Genomic DNA, 19,049 nt, shown 5'->3' on the forward strand with positions numbered 1-19,049 from the left:
TGCTCTGCGCGGCGCTGATCCCAGCATCTCGCGGATGTGTAAACCTCAGGTTTCCCGCGCGACACATAGCGTACGCGAAGCCTCCCTAGACTGCGTGATATGCGGTTGACGAACGTCTCCCAGATGCAGGTGCAGCCTGGCCGACTGCACAGCTGCGTGGTGACCGCCACGCCGGAGGACACTGAGCGGCTGCCCCTGTCCTTCGACCAGCGCCGTCACGTCAGCTTCGGCTCCAGGCCGGGCTCCTGGATGGCAGCGTCCTTCCGACTGCTGCATCCCACCGGGCTGGAGCAGATCGCCGAGGCCTGGGAGCACGTCCTGGGCCGCCACGGCACGCTGCGCTCGGTCTTCACCAGCGCGGAGGAGCCCGACGGCGGCGAGGACGGGGGACCGGCGGGAGCGCATGGGGACCGGACGGGCGGGCAGGGCCCGCAGCTGCGGCTCAGCCGTGCCGATCCCACCGGCAGCCGCTGGCAGCGGCTCACCGACGACGCCGCCCCGGCCGAGCTGAGGGCTGCGCTGCGGGATCTCTTCGACGTGGCCTGCGACCCTTTCGCCCAGCCCGCGCACCGGCTCTGCGTGGTGGAGCCCAGTCCGCAGGATCCTGAGCAGCAGGGCCCGCAGATCATCATCGGAGCCGACCATGCCCACGTGGACGCCTGGTCCCTGCTGGTGCTGATCCGGGACCTGACCTCCTGCCTGGAGGACCTCGACGCCGGCCGCCCCCTGGGCGCCCGTCTGCCGGAGGCCGCCTCCTTCGCGGCCCACACCCGCCAGATGGCCGCCAAGCCCACCGCACCCGAGGAGATCACCGCGCGCTGGCGGGAGATCCTCGATGCCGGCGGGGGAGCCATGCCCAGCTTCCCGCTGAACCTCGGAGACCTCTCCGTTCCGAGGCAGGAGGTGGTGGAGGTCCGTGACGTCGTCGATGCCGAGGCGCTGGCCTTCCTCGAATCCCACGCCGCGCAGCAGGGGGTGCGGCTGATCGGCGTCGCCGTCTCTGTGATGACTCGTCTGGCGCGTGAACTGGCGGATCAGCCGCTGCGCACCGTCTTCCCGGTGCACAGTCGGGAGGATCCGCGCTGGTTCGACTCCGTGGGCTGGTTCATCACCAACTCGGTGCTGGAGAACGATGACGAGGGCTATGCCGCCAGCTACCGCACGGTCAAAGAGGCCATCCGGTTAGGCTCCTATCCGCTGGGGCCCATCATGGAGCCCTACGGTGGGATGCCTCAGGAGCCGGGGATGTTCGCGATGTCCTGGCTGGACCACCGCAAGCTGCCGGTCAACGTGGCTGAGGATCTGCAGCCCCAGCACGTCTCCGCGGTGATCCGCACCGACGGGGTGATGATCTGGTTCGTCATCAACGACTCCGGGATGCACCTGCGCTGCCGCTATCCGGACACCCGACAGGCTCGCCGCGCTATGCGCACGTGGTTGGCGGGGCTGGTCTATGGCCTGCGGGCCCCGCTGGAGGCGGGATGACACAGAGTGCAGCCGTGAGCCTGAGCCGAGCCCTGCGCCTGGGACGAGCCCCGCGGTCGGGTGGAGCTCAGTCCAGCCCGAGCTCCGACTTGGAGTAGGCGAAGAGATAGGGCACGCCGGCCTCCTGCTCGACGCGCTCCTTGGCACCGGTGTCCCGGTCCACCAGCACGGCCACGGCCTGGACCTCGCCGCCGGCCTTGCGCACGCCTTCCACGGCGGTCAGCGCAGAGCCACCGGTGGTGGAGGTGTCCTCGAGGATGACCACTGTGCGGCCCTCCACCGAGGGGCCCTCGACCTGGCGCTGCATGCCGTAGTCCTTCTGCGCCTTGCGCACCACGAAGGTGTCCACCAGGCGGCCCTGGCCCGCGGTGTGGTGCATGATCGCCGCACCGACGGGATCTGCGCCCATGGTCAGCCCGCCGGTGGCCTCAAAGCTGACGCCGGCCTCGTCGAGCATCTCGGTCATCACAGCGCCCACCAGGGGAGCGGCCTCATGGTGCAGCGTGATGCGGCGCAGGTCCACGTAGTAGTCGGCTTCCTCTCCCGAGGAGAGAGTGACCTGTCCCCGGACGACGGCGAGCTCGGTGATCAGTTCCTGCAGGCGCGTGCGATGACTCATGGGCGCCATCCTACTCATCCACAGGGGCGCTCGAGCACTCGGCTCCACCCGGTATTGTGGAACGGTGAGTTCCGACGTCTATGACACCAGTGCGCCGGCCGGGGCGGAATCCCGCACCCCGCCGCAGGACATGGCCGCCGAGCAGTCCGTGCTGGGCGGCATGATGCTCTCCAAGGACGCCATCGCCGACGTCGTCGAGATCGTCCGCGGCCCCGACTTCTACCGGCCTGCCCACGAGATCATCTATGACGCCATCGTGGACCTCTACGGCCGCGGAGAGCCGGCCGACGTCGTCACGATCTCCGACCACCTGACCAAACGTCAGGAGCTGCAGCGGATCGGCGGCCCGGCCTATCTGCACAACCTGGCACAGTCGGTCCCGACGGCGGCCAACGCCTCCTTCTACGCCGAGATCGTGCGGGAGCGCGCCATCCTGCGCCGCCTGGTGGAGGCCGGCACCAAGATCGTCCAATTGGGCCACGGCGCCGACGGCGAGGTCGACGCCATCGTCAATGAGGCCCAGTCGGAGATCTACAACGTCGCGGAGAACCGGCAGTCGGCCGACTACGTCTCCCTGGGTGAGGTACTGGTCCCCACGATCGATGAGATCGAGACCAACGCCTCCCACGACGGCGGCCTGACCGGCATCCCCACCGGCTTCCGGGAGCTCGATGAGCTCACCCACGGCTTCAGCGGCGGTCAGATGATCATCGTCGCGGCCCGTCCCGCGATGGGTAAATCCACCCTCGCTCTGGACTTCGCCCGCTCGGCCGCGGTGAACAACGGGATGACCGCAGCCTTCTTCTCCCTGGAGATGGGGCGCAATGAGATTGCGATGCGTCTGCTCTCCGCGGAGGCGCGCATCCAGTTCCAGGACCTGCGCAAGGGCGACATCCGGGATGAGGACTGGGACAAGATGTCCTTGGCGGTGGACCGGCTGAACGAGGTGCCGCTGTTCATCGATGACTCCCCGAACATGTCCCTGATGGAGATCCGCGCGAAGTGCCGCCGCCTCAAGCAGCGGAACAACCTGAAGCTGATCGTGCTGGACTACCTGCAGCTGCTCTCCTCCGGAAAGCGCGTGGAGTCCCGCCAGCAGGAGGTCTCGGAGTTCTCCCGAACGCTGAAGCTGCTGGCCAAGGAGCTCGACGTCCCGATCATCGCGCTCTCGCAGCTGAACCGCGGTTCCGAGCAGCGCACCGATAAGCGTCCTCAGGTCTCCGACCTGCGTGAGTCCGGCTCCATCGAGCAGGACGCCGATATGGTCCTGCTGCTGCACCGCGATGAGGTCTATGACAAGGAGTCCCCGCGCGCCGGTGAGGCCGACATCATCGTGGCGAAGAACCGTGCCGGTCCGACGCGAGACATCGTCGTCGCCTTCCAGGGCCATTACGCCCGCTTCCAGGACATGGCTCAGGACATCTGAGCACCTGACAGCAGGAGCGCCCCGCGAACCTCTCGCAGGGCGCTCCTGCTGCCTCCGGGGTGGGGCGGTTGATCGTGGCCGGGCGTCTTCGCCGAGAACACTCCGATAGGATCACCGCTGTGACCTCAGAACCGCGCGTCGACCGTTCGTACGACTCCGCACACACAGATGCGGGGGCCGGAGCCCCCGCAGAAGCCGTCGCCCACCCGGGGCGCCCCCGCCTGGTGGCCTTCGACATCGACGGCACGCTGTTGGGCTCCGATAAGGTCCCCCAGCCGGGCACGTTGCGTGCCTTCGAGGCGATGCGCGCCGCCGGCACTCGGATCATGCTGGCCTCCGGCCGGCCGATCCCCGGGCTGAAGGCTCTCGCCGCCCGCTGCGGCCTGGGAGGGGACCTGATCTTCGCCGGACTCAACGGGTCTGTGGTGGTGGACCAGGCCAGCGAGGAGACCCTCGCGCGGCACCCGGTCCCCGCGGAGACCGCCCAACCGATCATCGAGCTGGGCCGACAGCACGGCGTGGTGGTCATGCTCCCGCACGACGCCGAACTGGTGGTCGGCTCCGAGCATGCGGATCACCCCCAGGTGAGGCATGAGGCGGCCGGCAACGGGCTGACCGTCCGCGGGATCGGGGATATCGCCCGCCCGGACATCGCTCCCACCAAAGTGCTCTTCAGCGCAGAGCGTCCCGAGCTGGAGGTCCTGGAGCAACGGCTGCGGGCCGAGTATGCCGATCAGATCGAGCTGACCTACTCCTCACCCATCTACTTGGAGGCCACGGCGGCGGGAGTGGACAAGTCCACCGCCATCGGCGACTTCTGCCGGACTCAGGGCATCGCAGCGGAGGAGACCATGGCCTTCGGCGACAACGGCAATGATGTGACCATGCTGCGCGCCGCCGGCGTCGGGGTGGCCATGGGCAACGGGATCGCCGAGGCCAAGGAGGCCGCCGACGTCGTGACCAGCACCAACGACGATGAAGGCATCGCCCGCGTGCTGTCTCAGCACTTCGCCGTAGAGATCAGCTGAAGCTCCGGCTCAGGTGAAGACCCCGAGGATCCGGTCCAGGAAGACGAAGCCGAGCACGGCGTAGACCAGCCCGATCCAGAGGCTGTGGGTGAGGCTCTTCCAGAAGCGGCCGGTGCCGATCACCAGCCCGAAGGCCCACGGCACGCAGGCCAGCACGTACCCTGCGGCGATCATCCAGAGTCCGATGAACTCGGTCTCGGCCACCATCCACAGACCCACGCTCAGGCACCACAGCATAGTGGGCTCGAAGAGCATGGCGGCCAGGATCAGAGCGGTGACGGTCGCCCACAGCCAGCGGCCCCAGGCGATGCCTCCGCGGAGCAGGCGCGACCGTTTCGAGGCGTTCTCAGCTGATGTGCGTTCCCGCTGGCCGCTGCGCGTCTTCTGGCTGGCTGCGGCGGCCGGATTCCGGGTGGGGGAGGGTTTCTTCGCCGGAGCCTTCTTCTTTCTGCTCACTCACTCCAGATTACATCCGGCCGAAGTACGGCAGCAGCAGCACCAGGACCAGCAGCGCGATGCCGAGCACCAGGCAGATGCCCACTGCACGGTTGGAGGAGGGCGCAGAGTGGCTGCCCTCCGGGCTGTGGTGCGTTCCTTCCGGCTCCCGCGACGTCATGAGCACCTCGCTGCGCGGATAGGGACCAGGTACGTCACCTGCGCAACTGTAGGCAGACTTGCTGGAAACGGCCTGAGCGGAGCGTCAACCGGGGCTCGGCAGGCTCCCGACGTCGGCTCAGACCCGCCGGGCGGCGGCTGAGGGTGCCACGTCGAGGAAGCGCAGGCCCGAGTCGACCTTCAGCGCGGCCGCGGCCACATCGGCGATCCTGTCCTCGTGGACGAGCACCAGCACCGATCCGCCGAACCCGCCGCCGATCAGGCGGGCCCCGGCGGCGCCGGCGCCCAGGGCGGCGTCGACGATCCGGTCTGCGGCCGGGAAGGACACCTCAGCCTCATCGCGCATGCTCACGTGGCCTGCTGTCATGATCTCGCCGATCTCAGCGGCCATATGGTCCAACCCGAAGGCCTCCTCGGCCAGCAGCGTGTGCAGCTTCTCGGAGCGGAGCATCTCCATCAGCGCATGCTTGAGGCGACGCCGACAGGAGGCGGGATCGTAGTCCTGGCCGTCCGGGCCGGTGATCCGGGCGCGGTCGGCGGTCTTCTCGTCGAACTCGGCCAGACGTTCGGAGACGTGCAGCTTCTTGGGCTTGCGCTCCGGCAGAGCCTCGCGCAGCTGGTGGCCCTCGGCCGCGGAGAAGCCCAGCAGTGCGCCGGCGGCCTCGGCCTCGGCGCGCCGGGCGGCGAACTGGCCGTCTCCCAGCCAGTGCGCCTGGCGGGTGTCCACAGCGAGGAAGCGATAGCCGCGCAGCAGGCAGGCGGCGTTGAGCTGGCTCACCGTGAAGTCGCGGCAGTCCAGGGAGAGGATCCGGTTCTCTGCCCCACGCAGGCTCACCGTCTGATCCAGGCCGCCGGTTCCGGCGCCCACGAACTCCACCTCGGCGCGGATGCAGGCCTGGGCGAGCAGCGCCCGGTGATCATCGGACAGTGCGGAGGTCAGCTCGTCCTCCGGGTGTTCGTGGCCCAGAGGCGTGCCCAAGCCCACGAAGGCCAGGGCGCAGGCGCATTCCAGTGCGGCCGAGGAGGAGAGCCCGCCGCCGACCGGGACGGTGGAGAGGATCAGCAGATCCGCGCCGAAGCCGTCCTCAGGGGTGAGATCTGTCACCAGGGCGGGGTCGGCGTCGTCGGTGATGTCCACCGCGTCGGTCCCCAAGCCTTGCAGCGCCCAGAGGACGCCCGAGACGTAGTGGGTCCAGGAGGGGGCGTCCGGCCCGGAGGCGATGACTCCGCTGTCCAGCTCGGGGTCCAGGGTGCGCATCTGCAGGATGCCGTCGGTGCGCGGGGCGGCCGCCACGTAGGTGCCGTGGGGCAGGGCCATCGGCAGGCAGCGGCCGCCGTGGAAGTCGATGTGCTCCCCGTTGAGGTTGGCGCGGCCGGGGGCGAACCAGGTTCCAGCGGCTTCGCGTCCGAAGGTGTTGAGGAACTGAGCCCCCAGGTCTTGGGTGATCTGTTCAGGGTCTCCGGCAGGGTGCCGGGCGGCGTCGAGTGTTCGCACGAGGCACCATTGTGCCACTGACTTCCATGTGATGTTCTAAGGGGTGGAAGGTCTCTTCCCCCATCGAATGAGAGGACACGAAGATGGCTGTCGAATCCGTGTACACCGCAGAAGCTCTCGCCACCGGCGGCGGCCGTGATGGCCAGGCCAAGACCAAGGACGGGGCACTGGACCTGACGCTCGCTCCGCCGAAGGAGATGGGCGGCTCCGGCGACGGTGTGAACCCCGAGCAGCTGTTCGCCACCGGCTGGTCGGCCTGCTTCCTGGGCGCCCTGAAGAAGGTCGCCGGCGACGACTACAACACCGACGACGCCGCCATCGGCGTGAAGGTCAGCATCGGCAAGGACACCGAGGACGACGGCTTCGGCCTGGCCGCTGAGATCGAGGTCGTGCTGCCCCACGAGGAGCAGGCACGCGCTGAGGAGCTCGCGGAGAAGGCCCACGCCTTCTGCCCCTACTCCAAGGCCACCCGCGGCAACATCGACGTGAAGGTCACCACCAGCCAGGACTGATCCCGGCTGTGCGGCGGGCCTATCGGCCCGCGGTGATCGAGAAAGGCCCTGCGGACTGCGATGCGGTCCGTGGGGCCTTTCTCGTGGCTGTTCTTCCGGGGACTGTGGCTCAGCCGCGCCGCAGGCGGTGGATCCAGGCGAGGGCGTCGTCGTCGGTGTGGCCCAGCGCGGCCATGGACGCCAGATAGTCCTTGGTCAGCTGCTCGGCGGCTTGGGCCGTCGGTTCCTGCAGCACGAAGGTGCCGCGGCGTCCCCGGCCTTTCACCGCACCGGCCGCCTCCAACTCTCGGTAGGCCCGAGCCACGGTGTTCGGGGCCAGACCGAGATCGCTGGCCAGGCGCCGCACCGGGGGCAGAGTCGTCCCTGGGCTCAGCTGCCCCTGCCGGATCTGAGCCATGAGCTGCTCCCGCAGCTGTTCATAGGGCGGGCGAGCGGCATGCGGGTCGATCCTCAGCATCATGCGGAATCCCGCCTGTGCCGCGGTTCCGCAGGGGGCGCACCGCCGTCGGAATCTGTTCCACGGGGCTCGGCAGCGCCGGACTCAACAGTGCCGGGCAGGGCAAGCTCTGAGGCTGCCGTAGCCGAGTCCCCAAGGCCGGCTTCCACGCCTCCGTCAGTGAAGTCGGTGCCTGCCCACAGCCTCCGGAGCACATGCCGGTGCGTCCCCCGACCGAACTCCTTCAGCAGCGGCACCAGGAAGATGCCGACCAGCAGCAGGGTGACCAAGAACATGCCTGAGCCCACGAGCAGCGTCTCGTCCATGGCATCCTCGCGCACCTCAGGGGCGGTGGCCACCAGCCCCACTGGGGTGACAGCCAGCAGGCAGGTCAGCCCGGACAGCGCGACGGGCAGGGCGTAGAGGTGGCGCAGCGCTTCGGAGCGGCAGCAGTCGTCCCAGGCCAGCTCGAGTTCGGAACCGGCATGTTGGGGCCGGCGGAGCACCGCGGCAGCTGTCAGCTCCACGGCGAACCAACAGAGGGCCAGCGTCGGCACGCTCACTCCGGCGGTCGTCATCCAGTCCCACCACAGGCCGGCCGCGGGGACCTCGAACGGCGCGTAGTTCAGTGCCGTCCAGGCCAGCAGCACGGCTGCGACGGCCAGCGGCGGTCCCACCCGGGCGGCCCACAGCAGCCCCTCGGGAACGTAGTCGGACTTCTCGGTGGCCTGCAGACGGGCCACACGGGGTCCGTCAGGCAGCCGGCCCTTGCGGCCGAGCAGGGTGGTCGCCGTCCCGCCGCAGGCCATGCCCAGCAGGGCGGCGAGCACTACCAGACCACCGTGCTGGTCAGCGAGCTCGGACAACAGAAGAACAGCAGCGCCGACCGCTAGGCCGAGCAGCCCACCGATCTGGGTGGTACGGGCTTGGGCACGCAGACGTCGACTCACCGGGCGGTGCAGCGCCGAGGGCAGGGGGAGTCCGGTCTTCTGCTCCGCAGGGCTGGGACTGCTCGCGGCGGAGAGGATGATGGCCAGGGCGATGAAGCTCCACAGGATGAAGCTCATGACACGTCCTTCCGTCGCGATACTGCTAACTATGTGTCAATACAGAATCCCCGACAAGAGCTCCGGGCTGGGAAGGAGAGTCAGCCCGTGCAGACGCCACAAGCGGTGTGGTCCGCTCCGGCTCCAGCGGCACCGTCATGCTGCTGGTCGCCGGTGAGCCTGCGTTGACCGAAAGGCGCAGCCGCGGGCCCTCGCCACCTGCGCGGGGCGAGAGTCCGGCGCCCAGCACGACGGCGGTTCCAAGCTCGGCCCGCTCGAGCGCCTCCGCGACCAGGTTCAGATACTCGGCCTCCACCGCCTCGACGTCCAATTCAGCCTCGGTCTGGGCCAGGGTGCCCAGCACATCCGCCGTGTGCCCGGCGCCGTGCTCGCGGCCCTCCAGGGTCAGGACGAAGCGGTGCTCCGGATGATGCTGTTGCAGCCGGTGCTGAGCGCGAAGCATCAGCGACGCCGCCGAGGTGCGCTGCAGGCGTCCGGCGCCAGCAGAATCCAGCAGACCTGCAGTGTTCTCCAGGCCAGCAGTCTTCTCCAGATCAGCCGGGACCATCAGATCGTTCAGCGGCACAGTGGGCTCAGTCGCCTCGTCAGGAAGGGGGCGGACCGGGGTCACCATCCAGTCGGCGTCGTCGTGTCGTCTGCGCCGGCGTCGGCCCAGGATCTGCTGGACCAGCCCGATGCCGAACCAGGACGCTGCGCTGACCAGCAGCAGTGCGGCCGTGGAGATCCAGGTGAAGGTCCAGAGCGTGTCTGCGACGTCCTCCTCTGCGGCGGCGGTGAAGTGCACCACGAGGAAGGCGCCGTCCTGATCGGTGAGGACCTTGCCCCAGCGGATCTCGCCGAAGCCGGGGGCTGCCTCCGCGCCGGAGGCGGCGTCGGCCTGCAGTAGGGAGTCGAAGGCGGGGCTCTCCTCGACGAACCGCTGACCCATGCCCTCCTGCGAGTTGTCCAGGAGGATGGTCTCGCCCCCGGAGACCGCCACCAGCACCGTGTGCTCCTCCGGAGCCCGGCGGGCCAGGAACTCGCGCATCAGGGCCTCCTCGGTGTCGAGCTGCTCACCTGATCCGGCCCGGAGGTCCTCGGAGCTCTGGCCGCCCTCCACCGAAGCGATGAACTCGTCCACTCCGTCCACGATGGCCTCATCAGCGCTGCGGTCGACCTGATTCAGCAGCACGGTCCGCACCGTCAGCAGCGTCAGCAGCAGCACGAGGGCGCCGTTCACCCCGATCAGGGCTACGAGCGTCATGCGGGTGCGAGCGTTCTGGGTCATCCTCATCCTCCTGGCCCCAGCATGCTGGGCTTCTGTGAGAGGCAGATGAGAGTGAGGGGCCAGCGGCGGCCGGAGTCCCTGGGCGAATCTGTTCACATTTGAAACGATGGGCCCATGAGCGCCGAAGCCAATCCCGTCAACGCCACTGAGCAGGTCTGCATCAACAGCTCGGACACGGTGCAGGAGCTCAGCTCCTCCAGCGGACTGCGCGACGGAGTGGTCGTGGGGGAGTCCGGCGTCGAAATGCTCGAGCCGCGCGAGGTGCCGTTGGGCGGGCCGCGTGCCATGCAGGTCCGACGGACGCTGCCTCAGCGGGCGCGCTCGCTGGTGGGGGCCTGGTGCTTTCTGGACTTCTACGGGCCCGATGACCTGACCGAGGCCCAGCCGATGCGCGTGCCGCGCCATCCCCACACCGGTCTGGCCACCGTCTCCTGGCTGTTCTGCGGACGGATCGACCATATGGACTCGGCCGGCAACTGGGCCACCGTCCGGCCCGGCGACGTGGTGCTGATGAACGCCGGCCGCGGCATCTCCCATTCGGAGTACTCGACGGCGGACACCAAGGTCCTCCACGGCGCTCAGCTCTGGTACGCGTTCCCGGATGAGCACCGGTTCGTGGAGCCATCACTGGATGCCCACCGGCCCGAACCCGTCCGCGGCGACGGCTGGGAGGCGAAGGTCTTTCTGGGTTCCCTGCTGGGGTACGACTCCCCGGTGAAGACCTACATCCCCCTCACCGGGGCTGAGCTGCGTCTGGAACCGGGAACGGTGCTGGAGATCGAGGTCCCCGAAGACCACGAGCACGCGCTGCTGCAGGTCACCGGGGCGGTGCGCTTCAACGGTGAGGACATCCCGGAGGACCACCTGGGCGTGGTGGAGACCGGCAGTTCGGTGCTGCGTGTGGAGGCCCGCGAGGAGCCGGTGCTGGCGCTGCTGATCGGCGGCGAACCGCTGGGCGAGCAGATCGTCATGTGGTGGAACTTCGTAGGCCGCTCCCATGAGGAGGTGGCCGCCTACCGCGCCGCCTATCAGGCGGAGATGGGCTTCGAGGCGCCGCAGGAGGATTCGCCGATGTTCGCACGGCTGGGACTCGACGGCGCCGCGGACGGTGCGGGAGCCGGCGTCGGGAGCTCCGGTGGGCGTGAGACTGCGGCCGAACCCAACGGCGACACTCGGGAGGTGGACGTGGAGGCCGGTGCGCTCGGCGAACCGATCCAGGGGGAGCTGCGCGATGTCCTGGGCGGGACGCGGTACGACGACGGCCGGCCCTTCCCGCAGTTCGGAGACTTCCCGGCCGGGCAGTCCGCTCCGCTGCCGGCGCCGCAGCTGCCGAACACCCGCATGAAGCCGCGAGGCTGACGAATCGCGTACCTGATTCTCGACGATGAGGTACGCGATCCCGGTATTCACACAGTTCAGGTACACGATTTCCCCGCGGCCAGGCCCGCTAGGGTGGGGCCATGGTGAGAATCGGCTACATCATCGGCAGCACGGCAGAGGGCTCCCTCAACCAGAAGCTGGCACGGCTCCTGGTGGATCAGGCACCGGAGCGGGCAGAGATGGTCCACATCCCCATCCGTCATCTGCCGCTGTATCACCGGGACATGGATGACGACTTCCCGCAGGTCATGGCCGACTATAAGGCCCAGGTCGCAGAGGTGGACGGACTGCTGCTGGTCAGCCCCGAGCACAACCAGAGCTTCCCCGCCGCGGTGAAGAACGCGCTGGACATCCTCACCCGCCCCCAGGGGAAGAACATCATCGGCGGCCTGCCGCTGGGGATCGCCGGGGCCTCACCCGGACGGTTCGGCACGATCAACGGCCAGTCCCAGCTGCGTCAGTTCCTCCCGCCTCTGGGCGTGAAGCTCATGGGCTCACCGGTGCTGGCGGTCCACGCCGCCAAAGAGACCTTCACCGACGACGGCGCCGATGAGCAGACCACCCGGCGCGCGGCCTCCTATATGGAGGCCTTCACCGAGTTCGTCGCTGGGCACCGCTGAGGGCCGGGAAGGCGCAGCCTCAGATTCTGCCGAACTCTGCTGAGTCCACGGTCCAGGCGCGAGCCTGGTCACTGATGGTGATGCCCAGTCCGGGCCGGTCCGGAATCAGCATGCGCCCGTCCTTGGTCTCCAGGCGCATGAACTGTGTGATTCCGCCGACCCGAGGTGCATCGGGCTGAATGATGTCGCAGGCCCCGCCGTCGATCAGCCGTTCGTGCTCTGCCACGGAGGCGAGCATCTCACCGGTGGCGATCGGTGTGTCCAGGGTTCGGGTCAGACGTGCGTGGCCTTCGACGTCGTAGGCATCCAGGGGCTCCTCGATCCAGACCAGGTCGAACTCCTCCAGGCGGCGCCCCATGCGCAGCGCAGTGCTGTGGTCCCACTGCTGGTTCGCGTCGACCATGAGCGGGACGTCGTCGCCGATGTGCTCACGCACTCCACGCACGCGCCTGATGTCCTCGGCGCTGTCCGGCAGGCCCACTTTGATCTTGATGCCGCCGATGCCCTCTTCCACAGAGCGGCTCGCGCGATCTCTGACCTCATCCAGGGAGGCGTTCAGGAAGCCGCCCGAGGTGTTGTACGTCCGCACCGAGTCACGGTGGGCGCCCAGCAGCTTGGCCAGGGGAAGATCGGCTCGTTTGGCCTTGAGGTCGTAGAGCGCGATGTCGACGGCGGCCAGCGCCTGAGTGGCCAGACCGGAGCGTCCCACGGAGGCCCCTGCCCACTGCAGCTTGGTGATCAGCCGACCGATGTCATTGGGGTCCTCCCCGATGAGTCCTTCGGCCACTTCCTTGGCATGGGCGAACTGAGCGGGTCCGCCGGCGCGCTTGGAGTAGCTGAACCCGATCCCCTCAAGGCCTTGTTCGGTGCTGATCTCGGCGAAGAGGAAGGCGACTTCCGTCATCGGCTTCTGACGGCCGGTGAAGACCTTGGCATCTGAGATGGCCGTCTTCAGCGGGAGGGTCACGGAGGACAGTTTGACGCCTCGGATGGAGTCAGCGGACATGGGTCTCCTCAGGGGCAGAGCGGATCGATGTGAGATGGATCATGGTCTGGTGACCTGAGGTTAGACCCGGGCTCGATGCCTGTCTAGGACAAAATGAGGATCGCTCGATACCGCTGGGGAATCAGCTCGGCCCCAGTCCGTCTGCGCGGAGGTGCTCGAGCAGGCGTTCTACGACCGGGTTGGTGTTCTCCGGCGACCAGAGGGCGTGAAGCTCGATGCGGGAGTCCTCGCCATGGTCCAAGGGCAGGTACTTCACCGAAGGCGTCGCGATCTGCTGGGTGGACTCCGGCACGAACGCCAGGCCTCGCCCGGCTCCCACCAGTGCCAGGATCGTGAGCACCTGAGAGGTGCGATGCACGATCTGATCATCATCGATGGGCAGCTGCTGATGGTGCCCGACCTGCTGGGCTACTGGCTGACCGGGCAGCGCTGCGCCGAGAGCACCCGATGACCCTGGTGGGCTCCCATGACACCGCCTCCGCCGTGGTGGGGACCCCGCTGTCGGGGCCGGACGCCGCCTACATCTCCTGCGGCACCTGGGGACTGGTCGGCCTGGAGCTGGAGGCGCCGGTGGTCACCGAGGACTCCCGGCAGGCCAACTTCACCAACGAGGGCGGGGTGGACGGCACCACTCGTTTCCTGACCAACGTCATGGGCACCTGGCTGCTCTCCGAGACGCTGCGCACCTGGGCACGGGAGGACGCCGCCGCAGCGGGGCAGGAACCCAGTCTCACGGCCCTGCTGGAGGCCGCAGCCGAGGTGCCGGCCGAAGCCGTCGTCTTCGACGTCCAGGACGAACGGTTCGTCGCCCCCGGTGATATGCCGGCGCGGATCGCCGCACTGTGCACGGAGCAGGACCTGCCGGTGCCGGGCACTCGTGCCGAACTGGTGTGCAGCATCGTCGAATCCATCGCGGCCGGCTTCGCCCGCGCGCTGGATGATGCGGCGCGGCTCTCCGGGCGGAGTCCCGGTGCTGTGCATATGGTCGGGGGAGGATCGCAGAACGCGCTGCTGTGCCAGGCGACCGCGGACCGCTCCGGGCTGACCGTGGTGGCCGGCCCGGTGGAGGCGACCGTCCTGGGCAACCTGCTGATCCAAGCCCGCTCCGCAGGGACGCTGAGCGGCGGACTGCCCGACCTGCGGGAGCTGATCTCCCGCACGCAGCGGCTGAGAACCTATAGGCCTGCCCCGGCAGCAGGCCGTGGCTGAGAGGAAAGCACGATGACAGAACCCAAGAACCGGAACCGGATCCAGCGCCAGGTGCCCAAGCCCCGTGACCTCGCGCCGCTGATGAAGTTCAAGGCGATCGATCTCAACGCGTCCCGGCGGCGGCTCAACGCGGCCCTGACCATCGAAGATCTGCGGAAGGTGGCCAAGCGCCGCACTCCCAAGGCTGCCTTCGACTACACCGACGGCGCCGCTGAGGGTGAGCTCTCCCTGGCCCGGGCTCGCCGGGCGTTCGAGGATGTGGAGTTTCACCCCTCGATCCTGCGTGACGTCTCCGCAGTGGACACCTCCACGGAGATCTTCGGCGGGTCCTCAACACTGCCCTTCGGCATCGCGCCCACCGGGTTCACCCGTCTGATGCAGACCGAGGGCGAGGCCGCCGGAGCCGGTGCGGCCGGGGCGGCAGGCATCCCCTTCACCCTCTCCACGCTGGGCACCACCAGCATCGAGGACGTCAAAGCCGCCAACCCGCAGGGCCGCAACTGGTTCCAGCTCTACGTGATGAAGGACCGGGAGGTCTCCTACGAGCTCACCCGCAGAGCCGACGACGCCGGCTTCGACACCCTCTTCTTCACTGTGGACACTCCGGTGGCCGGGGCCCGCCTGCGCGACACCCGCAACGGCTTCTCCATTCCGCCGCAGCTGAGCGTGAACACCATCCTCAACGCCGTGCCGCGCCCCTGGTGGTGGATCGACTTCCTGACCACCCCGCCGCTGGAGTTCGCCTCACTGACCTCGACCGGCGGCACCGTCGGCGAGCTGATCGACAAAGCCTTCGACCCCTCCATCAGCTTCGAGGACCTGAAGATCATCCGGGACCTGTTCAGCGGCCGGATCGTGGTCAAGGGCGTCCAGACGGTCGAGGACGCGAAGAAGCTGGCCGAGCTCGGGGTGGACGGCGTCGTGCTCTCCAACCACGGCGGCCGTCAGCTGGACCGGGCGCCGGTGCCCTTCCATCTGCTGCCGGAGGTGGTGCGCGAGGTCGGGCAGGACCTGGACGTCACGTTGGACACCGGGATCATGAACGGCGCCGACATCGTCGCCTCGCTGGCGATGGGCGCGAAGTTCACCTTCATCGGCCGGGCCTATCTCTATGGGCTCATGGCCGGCGGTCGCCCCGGTGTGGACCGGGCGATCGAGATCCTGCGGGACCAGATCGTGCGGACGATGAAGCTTCTGGAGGTCTCCGAGGTCGCCGAGCTGGAGCCCAAGCACGTCACTCAGCTGGAGCGTTTCCACCGCCGAGGCTGAGCGGGAGTCGTCGCGGATCCGCTTCTGCCGCGGCTGCACTCTCGCTGCGCTCAGCGCTCCTGGGCTCGGTCCTGCTGTGCCCAGTCTTGCTCAGCTCAGTTCTCGTGACTTTCTGCATGGGCCGAGAGCACCCGCCTGCTGGCGGTGGCCATATGGGCTGCCATCGCCTCGGCGGCCCCCTGAGGGTCCCGTGCGGTGATGGCGTCCAGCACGGCGGTGTGCTCGTCGCGGGCTCGGCAGGCGTGATCGGGGGAGTGGACGCTGCGGTCCACCCACACGCGCAGCAGCGCTCGGACGCTCTGCAGCACCACGGCCAGCGCCGTGTTCTGTGAGGCTGCCGCAATGCCCTGATGGAAGTGCGCGTCCGCCTCGACGAAGGCCTGGGGGCGCTGATCGGCCAACCGGGCTTCGCTCTGCTGCTGACCGTGGCCCTGGCGATCTACGTGCTGGGTGTGCGCAACGGCTGGAGGATGGAGGAGCTCGGCGGCCTCATGGACGCCTCCCTGGCTCCTGCCGCCATCGTGGTCTTCGTGACGGGTGCCGGAGGCGTCTTCGCCCGCATCCTCACCGACACCGGCATCGGGGAGACGATCTCTGCCCTGATGCTGGACACCGGTGTGCCGATCCTGCTGCTGGCCTTCCTGCTGGCGAGCGTCTTCAAGGTCGCGCAGGGGTCCGGCACGGTGGCCACGCTTGCCGCTGCGGGCCTGGTGCAGTCCACGGTCACCGCCGGTGACTACACCTCCCTGCAGGTGGCGCTGATCGTCCTGGCGATCGGCTGCGGCTCCACCGCGCTGTCCCACGTCAATGACTCCGGCTTCTGGGTGGCCAATAAGTTCATGGGCCTCTCCGTCGCCGACGGGCTGCGGACCTGGACGGTATTGACCACGATCCTGGGATGGGCTGGAATGCTGATCATCAGTGCGCTGTGGATGGTGATCTCGTGAGAGAGGGGCGAGCAGTGAAGGACACTCCGGCTCAGGACGGGTCCGCACCGTCTGTGACGCTGCCTCTGCGGGGCCAGCGGGTGCTCGTCACCGGCTCACCGGCGCCGGCTCCGGCATCGGCGAGGCCACCGCGCGGATGGCCGCGGAGCAGGGCGTCGCCGTCGCCGCGGCAGACATCGACCACGCAGCAGTCGGCAGAGTCGCCGAGGAGATCAGGTCACGCGGAGGATCCGCGACGGCGCTGACGGCCGATGTCTCCCAGGAGGATCAGGTGCAGCGGCTGTTCACCGAGGCCGCGGCGGAGCTCGGTCCGATCACCGGCGTGGTCAACAACGCAGGGGTCATCGTCACCAAACCCCTGGTGGAGACCACGCAGGAGGAGTGGGACCGCTGCCTGGACGTCAACGCCCGGGGTGTCTTCTTCGGCTGCAAGCACGCGGTGCTGCATTTTCGCGAGCACGGGATCCAGGGGTCGATCGTCAACACCGGGTCCATCTCTGCGCTCACCGGCCAGCACCGCCAGGCGGCCTATGCGGCGTCGAAGGGCGCGGTGGTCCAGCTGGCCCGCCAGATCGCAGTGGAGCACGCGGCCGAAGGGATCCGGTGCAACTCGGTGGGTCCCGGCTCCGTGCACTCCGCGGTCCTCGACTCCTTCCTCAGCGGACAGGACGACCCTGCCGCCGCGGAGAGGAAGCTGGCACAGACCCACCCCATGCAGCGGGTCGGACGGGCCGAGGAGATCGCCGCGGCGAACTGCTTCCTGCTCTCCTCCGCGGCATCCTTCATCACCGGTTCCAACCTCCAAGCCGACGGCGGGTACACCGCCGCATAACCCGCAGCCCATGTGACCGCCGCACCGCACACCGCCCGACGAGAGGAGAGGCCCGTGCAGCCCCTGCCCGCAGAACTGATGGCACCCGACGCCCAGCTCACCCAGGTGGCCACCGGGGCCACGTGGTCCGAAGGGCCCTGCTGGATCCCCGACGCCGGCGTGCTGCGCTGCTCCGACATCCACGGCGACCGCATCCTGCAGTACACCCCCTCCTCAGATGACCCGCGGCGCGGAGAGGTGACCGAACACCGCACCGGTGTGGAGTTCACCAACGGGCGCACCTGGCATCCGGAGGGCTATGCGGTGCAGTGCTCCCACGGGCTGCGCCGTGTGGAGGCGGAGCGCGACGGCGTCGTGGAGCCGTTGGTCGACTCGTGGAACGGAGTGCGGCTGAACTCGCCCAATGATGTGGTGGTCGACGGCGACGGCTCCGTCTGGTTCACCGATCCGCACTATGGGCTCACCTCGCCGGGGGAGGGGTATCCGGGCGAGATGGAGTACGGCGCCTGCTATGTCTTCCGCTGGGAGCCGGCGTCGGGACGTCTGGATCCGGTGGTGACCGATATGGAGGAGCCCAACGGGCTGGCCTTCTCCGCAGACGGCGCCACGCTGTACGTGGCCGACTCCTCGGCAGTGCGCAAGCCTGAGGGCGTGGGCAACCGGCATGTGCGGGCCTATCGCGTGGAACGCGCTGATGATGCTGACGGCGTGGGTCCTGAAGGTGCAGGCCCTGCCGTGCGCTGCACCGAGGGCCGGACCCTCTTCGAGATCCCCGCAGGCGTCCCGGACGGGCTGCGCGTGGACGAGTCAGGACGAATCTGGTGCTCAGCGGCTGACGGAGTTCACGTCTATACTCCTGAGGGCGAGCACCTGGGGCATCTGCCGGTACCGGAGGTGGTGGCGAACCTCTGCTTCGGCGGAGAGGATGGCAGGGACCTGTTCATCACAGCGACCACCAGCATCTACCATCTGCCGGTCACCGTGCGTGATGCCGCCTGGACGAGGATCTCCGCCTAGGTCCCGCGGGCGGACTTCCTCAGATATAGTGCTGTGCATCACATATCTGTCTGATCATAGGTTGAATATAAGAGGAGCATCATCATGACCGGTCCGATCATCGTCGGCGTCGACGGCAGCCCCACCGCACGCAAGGCCGCAGAGACTGCCAAGGATCTCGCCGCGAAGCTCGGAGTGTCCCTGCACGTGGTCTCCGCGCACACCGAGCACAAGATCACCCACACCAACTCCGGCTCCGACCAGTGGGAGATCTCCAGTGCGGACAACGCCCTCTACATCGCCGAAGAGGTGGTGAAGAAGCTGCGCACCCCGGGTCAGAACATCGTGCCCGCCTCCGCCCACGGCAAGCCTGCAGAGGCGCTGATGAGCTACGCGGACAAGGTCGGGGCCCACCTGATCGTCGTCGGCAACCAGCGTATGCGCGGTGTCACCCGTGTTCTGGGCAGCGTGGCCAACTCGGTCTCGCACAACGCCACCTGCGACGTCTACATCGCCAACACCTACGAAGACTGAGCCTCAGGTGCCGGCGGAGGGCAATCAATCCGCCGGCACCCCTGCAGGTTCGGCAATTCCATGGAAGAATCCCGGGCATGTCCCACATTCCAGATTCTTCTGTGCCCGACGGCGACGGCCTGACGCCCAGCGCTGAGGAGCCCTCGGCGGGTGAGAAGAACCGGCGCCACGGCATCTTCCAGCGCTTCCTCGACGGCGTCGAGCTGGTCGGCAATAAGCGGCTCTTCGCAGATGAGGGTGTAGAGACAGGTCCCAGTGGTCTGGGCGTGGCGGTGTCCGGATAGAGGTCGAGGCCTTCCGACGATG

Annotated in this window: 22 protein-coding genes and 1 pseudogene; 13 read left to right on the forward strand and 10 right to left on the reverse strand. The window is 68.3% G+C overall.

The genetic code is table 11. The features are described from left to right. Positions 1 to 99 precede the first annotated feature (99 nt). Complete coding sequence (locus tag JOF45_RS11960; RefSeq protein WP_210050538.1) at positions 100 to 1,485, forward strand: condensation domain-containing protein; 1,386 nt, start codon at positions 100 to 102, stop codon at positions 1,483 to 1,485. 67 nt (positions 1,486 to 1,552) lie between these two features. On the opposite strand, the gene pyrE is transcribed toward JOF45_RS11960, so the two are convergent. Beyond that, a complete protein-coding gene (gene pyrE, locus JOF45_RS11965) occupies positions 1,553 to 2,113 on the reverse strand; it encodes an orotate phosphoribosyltransferase (RefSeq protein ID WP_210050541.1) in 561 nt (186 codons plus the stop codon). A gap of 55 nt (positions 2,114 to 2,168) precedes the next feature. Here pyrE and dnaB point away from each other — a divergent pair, with 55 nt between their 5' ends. After that, entirely contained in the window at positions 2,169 to 3,530 is a 1,362-nt protein-coding gene (gene dnaB / locus JOF45_RS11970; RefSeq protein ID WP_210050543.1) for a replicative DNA helicase, read from the forward strand. A 119-nt stretch (positions 3,531 to 3,649) separates the two neighbouring features. Continuing rightward, on the forward strand, positions 3,650 to 4,558 hold the full coding sequence (locus tag JOF45_RS11975) for an HAD family hydrolase (protein ID WP_210050545.1): 909 nt from the start codon (positions 3,650 to 3,652) through the stop codon (positions 4,556 to 4,558). A gap of 9 nt (positions 4,559 to 4,567) precedes the next feature. Here the strand turns inward: JOF45_RS11975 and JOF45_RS11980 are convergent, their stop codons facing one another. From JOF45_RS11980 to JOF45_RS11990, 3 genes are all read right to left on the reverse strand, one after another. Continuing rightward, entirely contained in the window at positions 4,568 to 5,014 is a 447-nt protein-coding gene (locus tag JOF45_RS11980; RefSeq protein ID WP_210050547.1) for a hypothetical protein, read from the reverse strand. 10 nt (positions 5,015 to 5,024) lie between these two features. Beyond that, positions 5,025 to 5,174: a hypothetical protein gene (locus JOF45_RS11985; RefSeq protein WP_210050549.1), complete on the reverse strand. Its 150-nt coding sequence runs from the start codon at positions 5,172 to 5,174 to the stop codon at positions 5,025 to 5,027. A gap of 117 nt (positions 5,175 to 5,291) precedes the next feature. Continuing rightward, entirely contained in the window at positions 5,292 to 6,668 is a 1,377-nt protein-coding gene (locus JOF45_RS11990; RefSeq protein WP_210050551.1) for a galactokinase, read from the reverse strand. An 83-nt stretch (positions 6,669 to 6,751) separates the two neighbouring features. Here JOF45_RS11990 and JOF45_RS11995 point away from each other — a divergent pair, with 83 nt between their 5' ends. Beyond that, positions 6,752 to 7,180, forward strand: coding sequence for an organic hydroperoxide resistance protein (locus JOF45_RS11995; RefSeq protein ID WP_210050553.1), 429 nt, complete (start codon positions 6,752 to 6,754; stop codon positions 7,178 to 7,180). Between the two features lie 109 nt (positions 7,181 to 7,289). Here JOF45_RS11995 and JOF45_RS12000 read toward each other — a convergent pair whose 3' ends face one another. From JOF45_RS12000 to JOF45_RS12010, 3 genes are read right to left on the reverse strand one after another with little or no spacing between them, the layout of a single operon-like run. Continuing rightward, complete coding sequence (locus JOF45_RS12000; protein WP_342591489.1) at positions 7,290 to 7,640, reverse strand: GntR family transcriptional regulator; 351 nt, start codon at positions 7,638 to 7,640, stop codon at positions 7,290 to 7,292. After that, positions 7,637 to 8,683, reverse strand: coding sequence for a hypothetical protein (locus JOF45_RS12005; protein ID WP_210050555.1), 1,047 nt, complete (start codon positions 8,681 to 8,683; stop codon positions 7,637 to 7,639). The genes JOF45_RS12000 and JOF45_RS12005 overlap by 4 nt, the downstream gene beginning before the upstream one ends. Before the next feature lie 25 nt (positions 8,684 to 8,708). Further along, entirely contained in the window at positions 8,709 to 9,950 is a 1,242-nt protein-coding gene (locus JOF45_RS12010; RefSeq protein WP_210050557.1) for a hypothetical protein, read from the reverse strand. A gap of 114 nt (positions 9,951 to 10,064) precedes the next feature. On the opposite strand from JOF45_RS12010, the gene JOF45_RS12015 reads away from it, so the two are divergent. Together JOF45_RS12015 and JOF45_RS12020 are read left to right on the forward strand one after the other, a co-directional pair. Continuing rightward, a complete protein-coding gene (locus JOF45_RS12015; protein WP_342591490.1) occupies positions 10,065 to 11,309 on the forward strand; it encodes a pirin family protein in 1,245 nt (414 codons plus the stop codon). Positions 11,310 to 11,410: 101 nt separating this feature from the next. Continuing rightward, positions 11,411 to 11,950: an NADPH-dependent FMN reductase gene (locus JOF45_RS12020; protein ID WP_210050559.1), complete on the forward strand. Its 540-nt coding sequence runs from the start codon at positions 11,411 to 11,413 to the stop codon at positions 11,948 to 11,950. A 19-nt stretch (positions 11,951 to 11,969) separates the two neighbouring features. Here JOF45_RS12020 and JOF45_RS12025 read toward each other — a convergent pair whose 3' ends face one another. Both JOF45_RS12025 and JOF45_RS12030 read right to left on the reverse strand, forming a co-directional pair. Beyond that, a complete protein-coding gene (locus JOF45_RS12025) occupies positions 11,970 to 12,956 on the reverse strand; it encodes an L-talarate/galactarate dehydratase (protein WP_210050561.1) in 987 nt (328 codons plus the stop codon). A gap of 121 nt (positions 12,957 to 13,077) precedes the next feature. After that, the gene (locus JOF45_RS12030) at positions 13,078 to 13,314 is read right to left on the reverse strand and encodes a LysR substrate-binding domain-containing protein (RefSeq protein ID WP_210050563.1); all 237 of its coding nucleotides are present in this window, start codon (positions 13,312 to 13,314) and stop codon (positions 13,078 to 13,080) included. An 89-nt stretch (positions 13,315 to 13,403) separates the two neighbouring features. Here JOF45_RS12030 and JOF45_RS12035 point away from each other — a divergent pair, with 89 nt between their 5' ends. After that, on the forward strand, positions 13,404 to 14,165 hold the full coding sequence (locus tag JOF45_RS12035; protein ID WP_210050565.1) for an FGGY-family carbohydrate kinase: 762 nt from the start codon (positions 13,404 to 13,406) through the stop codon (positions 14,163 to 14,165). A gap of 12 nt (positions 14,166 to 14,177) precedes the next feature. After that, complete coding sequence (locus JOF45_RS12040; protein WP_210050567.1) at positions 14,178 to 15,434, forward strand: alpha-hydroxy acid oxidase; 1,257 nt, start codon at positions 14,178 to 14,180, stop codon at positions 15,432 to 15,434. A gap of 95 nt (positions 15,435 to 15,529) precedes the next feature. Here the strand turns inward: JOF45_RS12040 and JOF45_RS12045 are convergent, their stop codons facing one another. Continuing rightward, entirely contained in the window at positions 15,530 to 15,835 is a 306-nt protein-coding gene (locus JOF45_RS12045; protein WP_210051477.1) for an FCD domain-containing protein, read from the reverse strand. On the opposite strand from JOF45_RS12045, the gene JOF45_RS12050 reads away from it, so the two are divergent. From JOF45_RS12050 to JOF45_RS12070, 5 genes and pseudogenes are all read left to right on the forward strand, one after another. After that, positions 15,785 to 16,381 carry a GntT/GntP/DsdX family permease gene (locus JOF45_RS12050; protein ID WP_210050569.1) on the forward strand — a complete coding sequence of 199 codons (597 nt, stop codon included), beginning with the start codon at positions 15,785 to 15,787 and terminating at the stop codon, positions 16,379 to 16,381. The genes JOF45_RS12045 and JOF45_RS12050 overlap by 51 nt on opposite strands. 106 nt (positions 16,382 to 16,487) lie before the next feature. Continuing rightward, a pseudogene (locus tag JOF45_RS12055) lies at positions 16,488 to 17,213 on the forward strand (SDR family NAD(P)-dependent oxidoreductase); the annotation flags it as partial. A gap of 54 nt (positions 17,214 to 17,267) precedes the next feature. Further along, positions 17,268 to 18,230, forward strand: coding sequence for an SMP-30/gluconolactonase/LRE family protein (locus JOF45_RS12060; protein WP_342591491.1), 963 nt, complete (start codon positions 17,268 to 17,270; stop codon positions 18,228 to 18,230). Positions 18,231 to 18,314: 84 nt separating this feature from the next. After that, positions 18,315 to 18,743 (forward strand): universal stress protein, encoded by a 429-nt coding sequence (locus JOF45_RS12065; RefSeq protein WP_210050573.1) that lies wholly within the window; start codon positions 18,315 to 18,317, stop codon positions 18,741 to 18,743. 77 nt (positions 18,744 to 18,820) lie between these two features. After that, complete coding sequence (locus JOF45_RS12070; protein WP_210050575.1) at positions 18,821 to 19,027, forward strand: hypothetical protein; 207 nt, start codon at positions 18,821 to 18,823, stop codon at positions 19,025 to 19,027. Positions 19,028 to 19,049 lie beyond the last annotated feature (22 nt).

The sequence above is a fragment of the Nesterenkonia lacusekhoensis genome, from assembly GCF_017876395.1.
GTDB classification, from domain to species: Bacteria; Actinomycetota; Actinomycetes; order Actinomycetales; family Micrococcaceae; genus Nesterenkonia; species Nesterenkonia lacusekhoensis.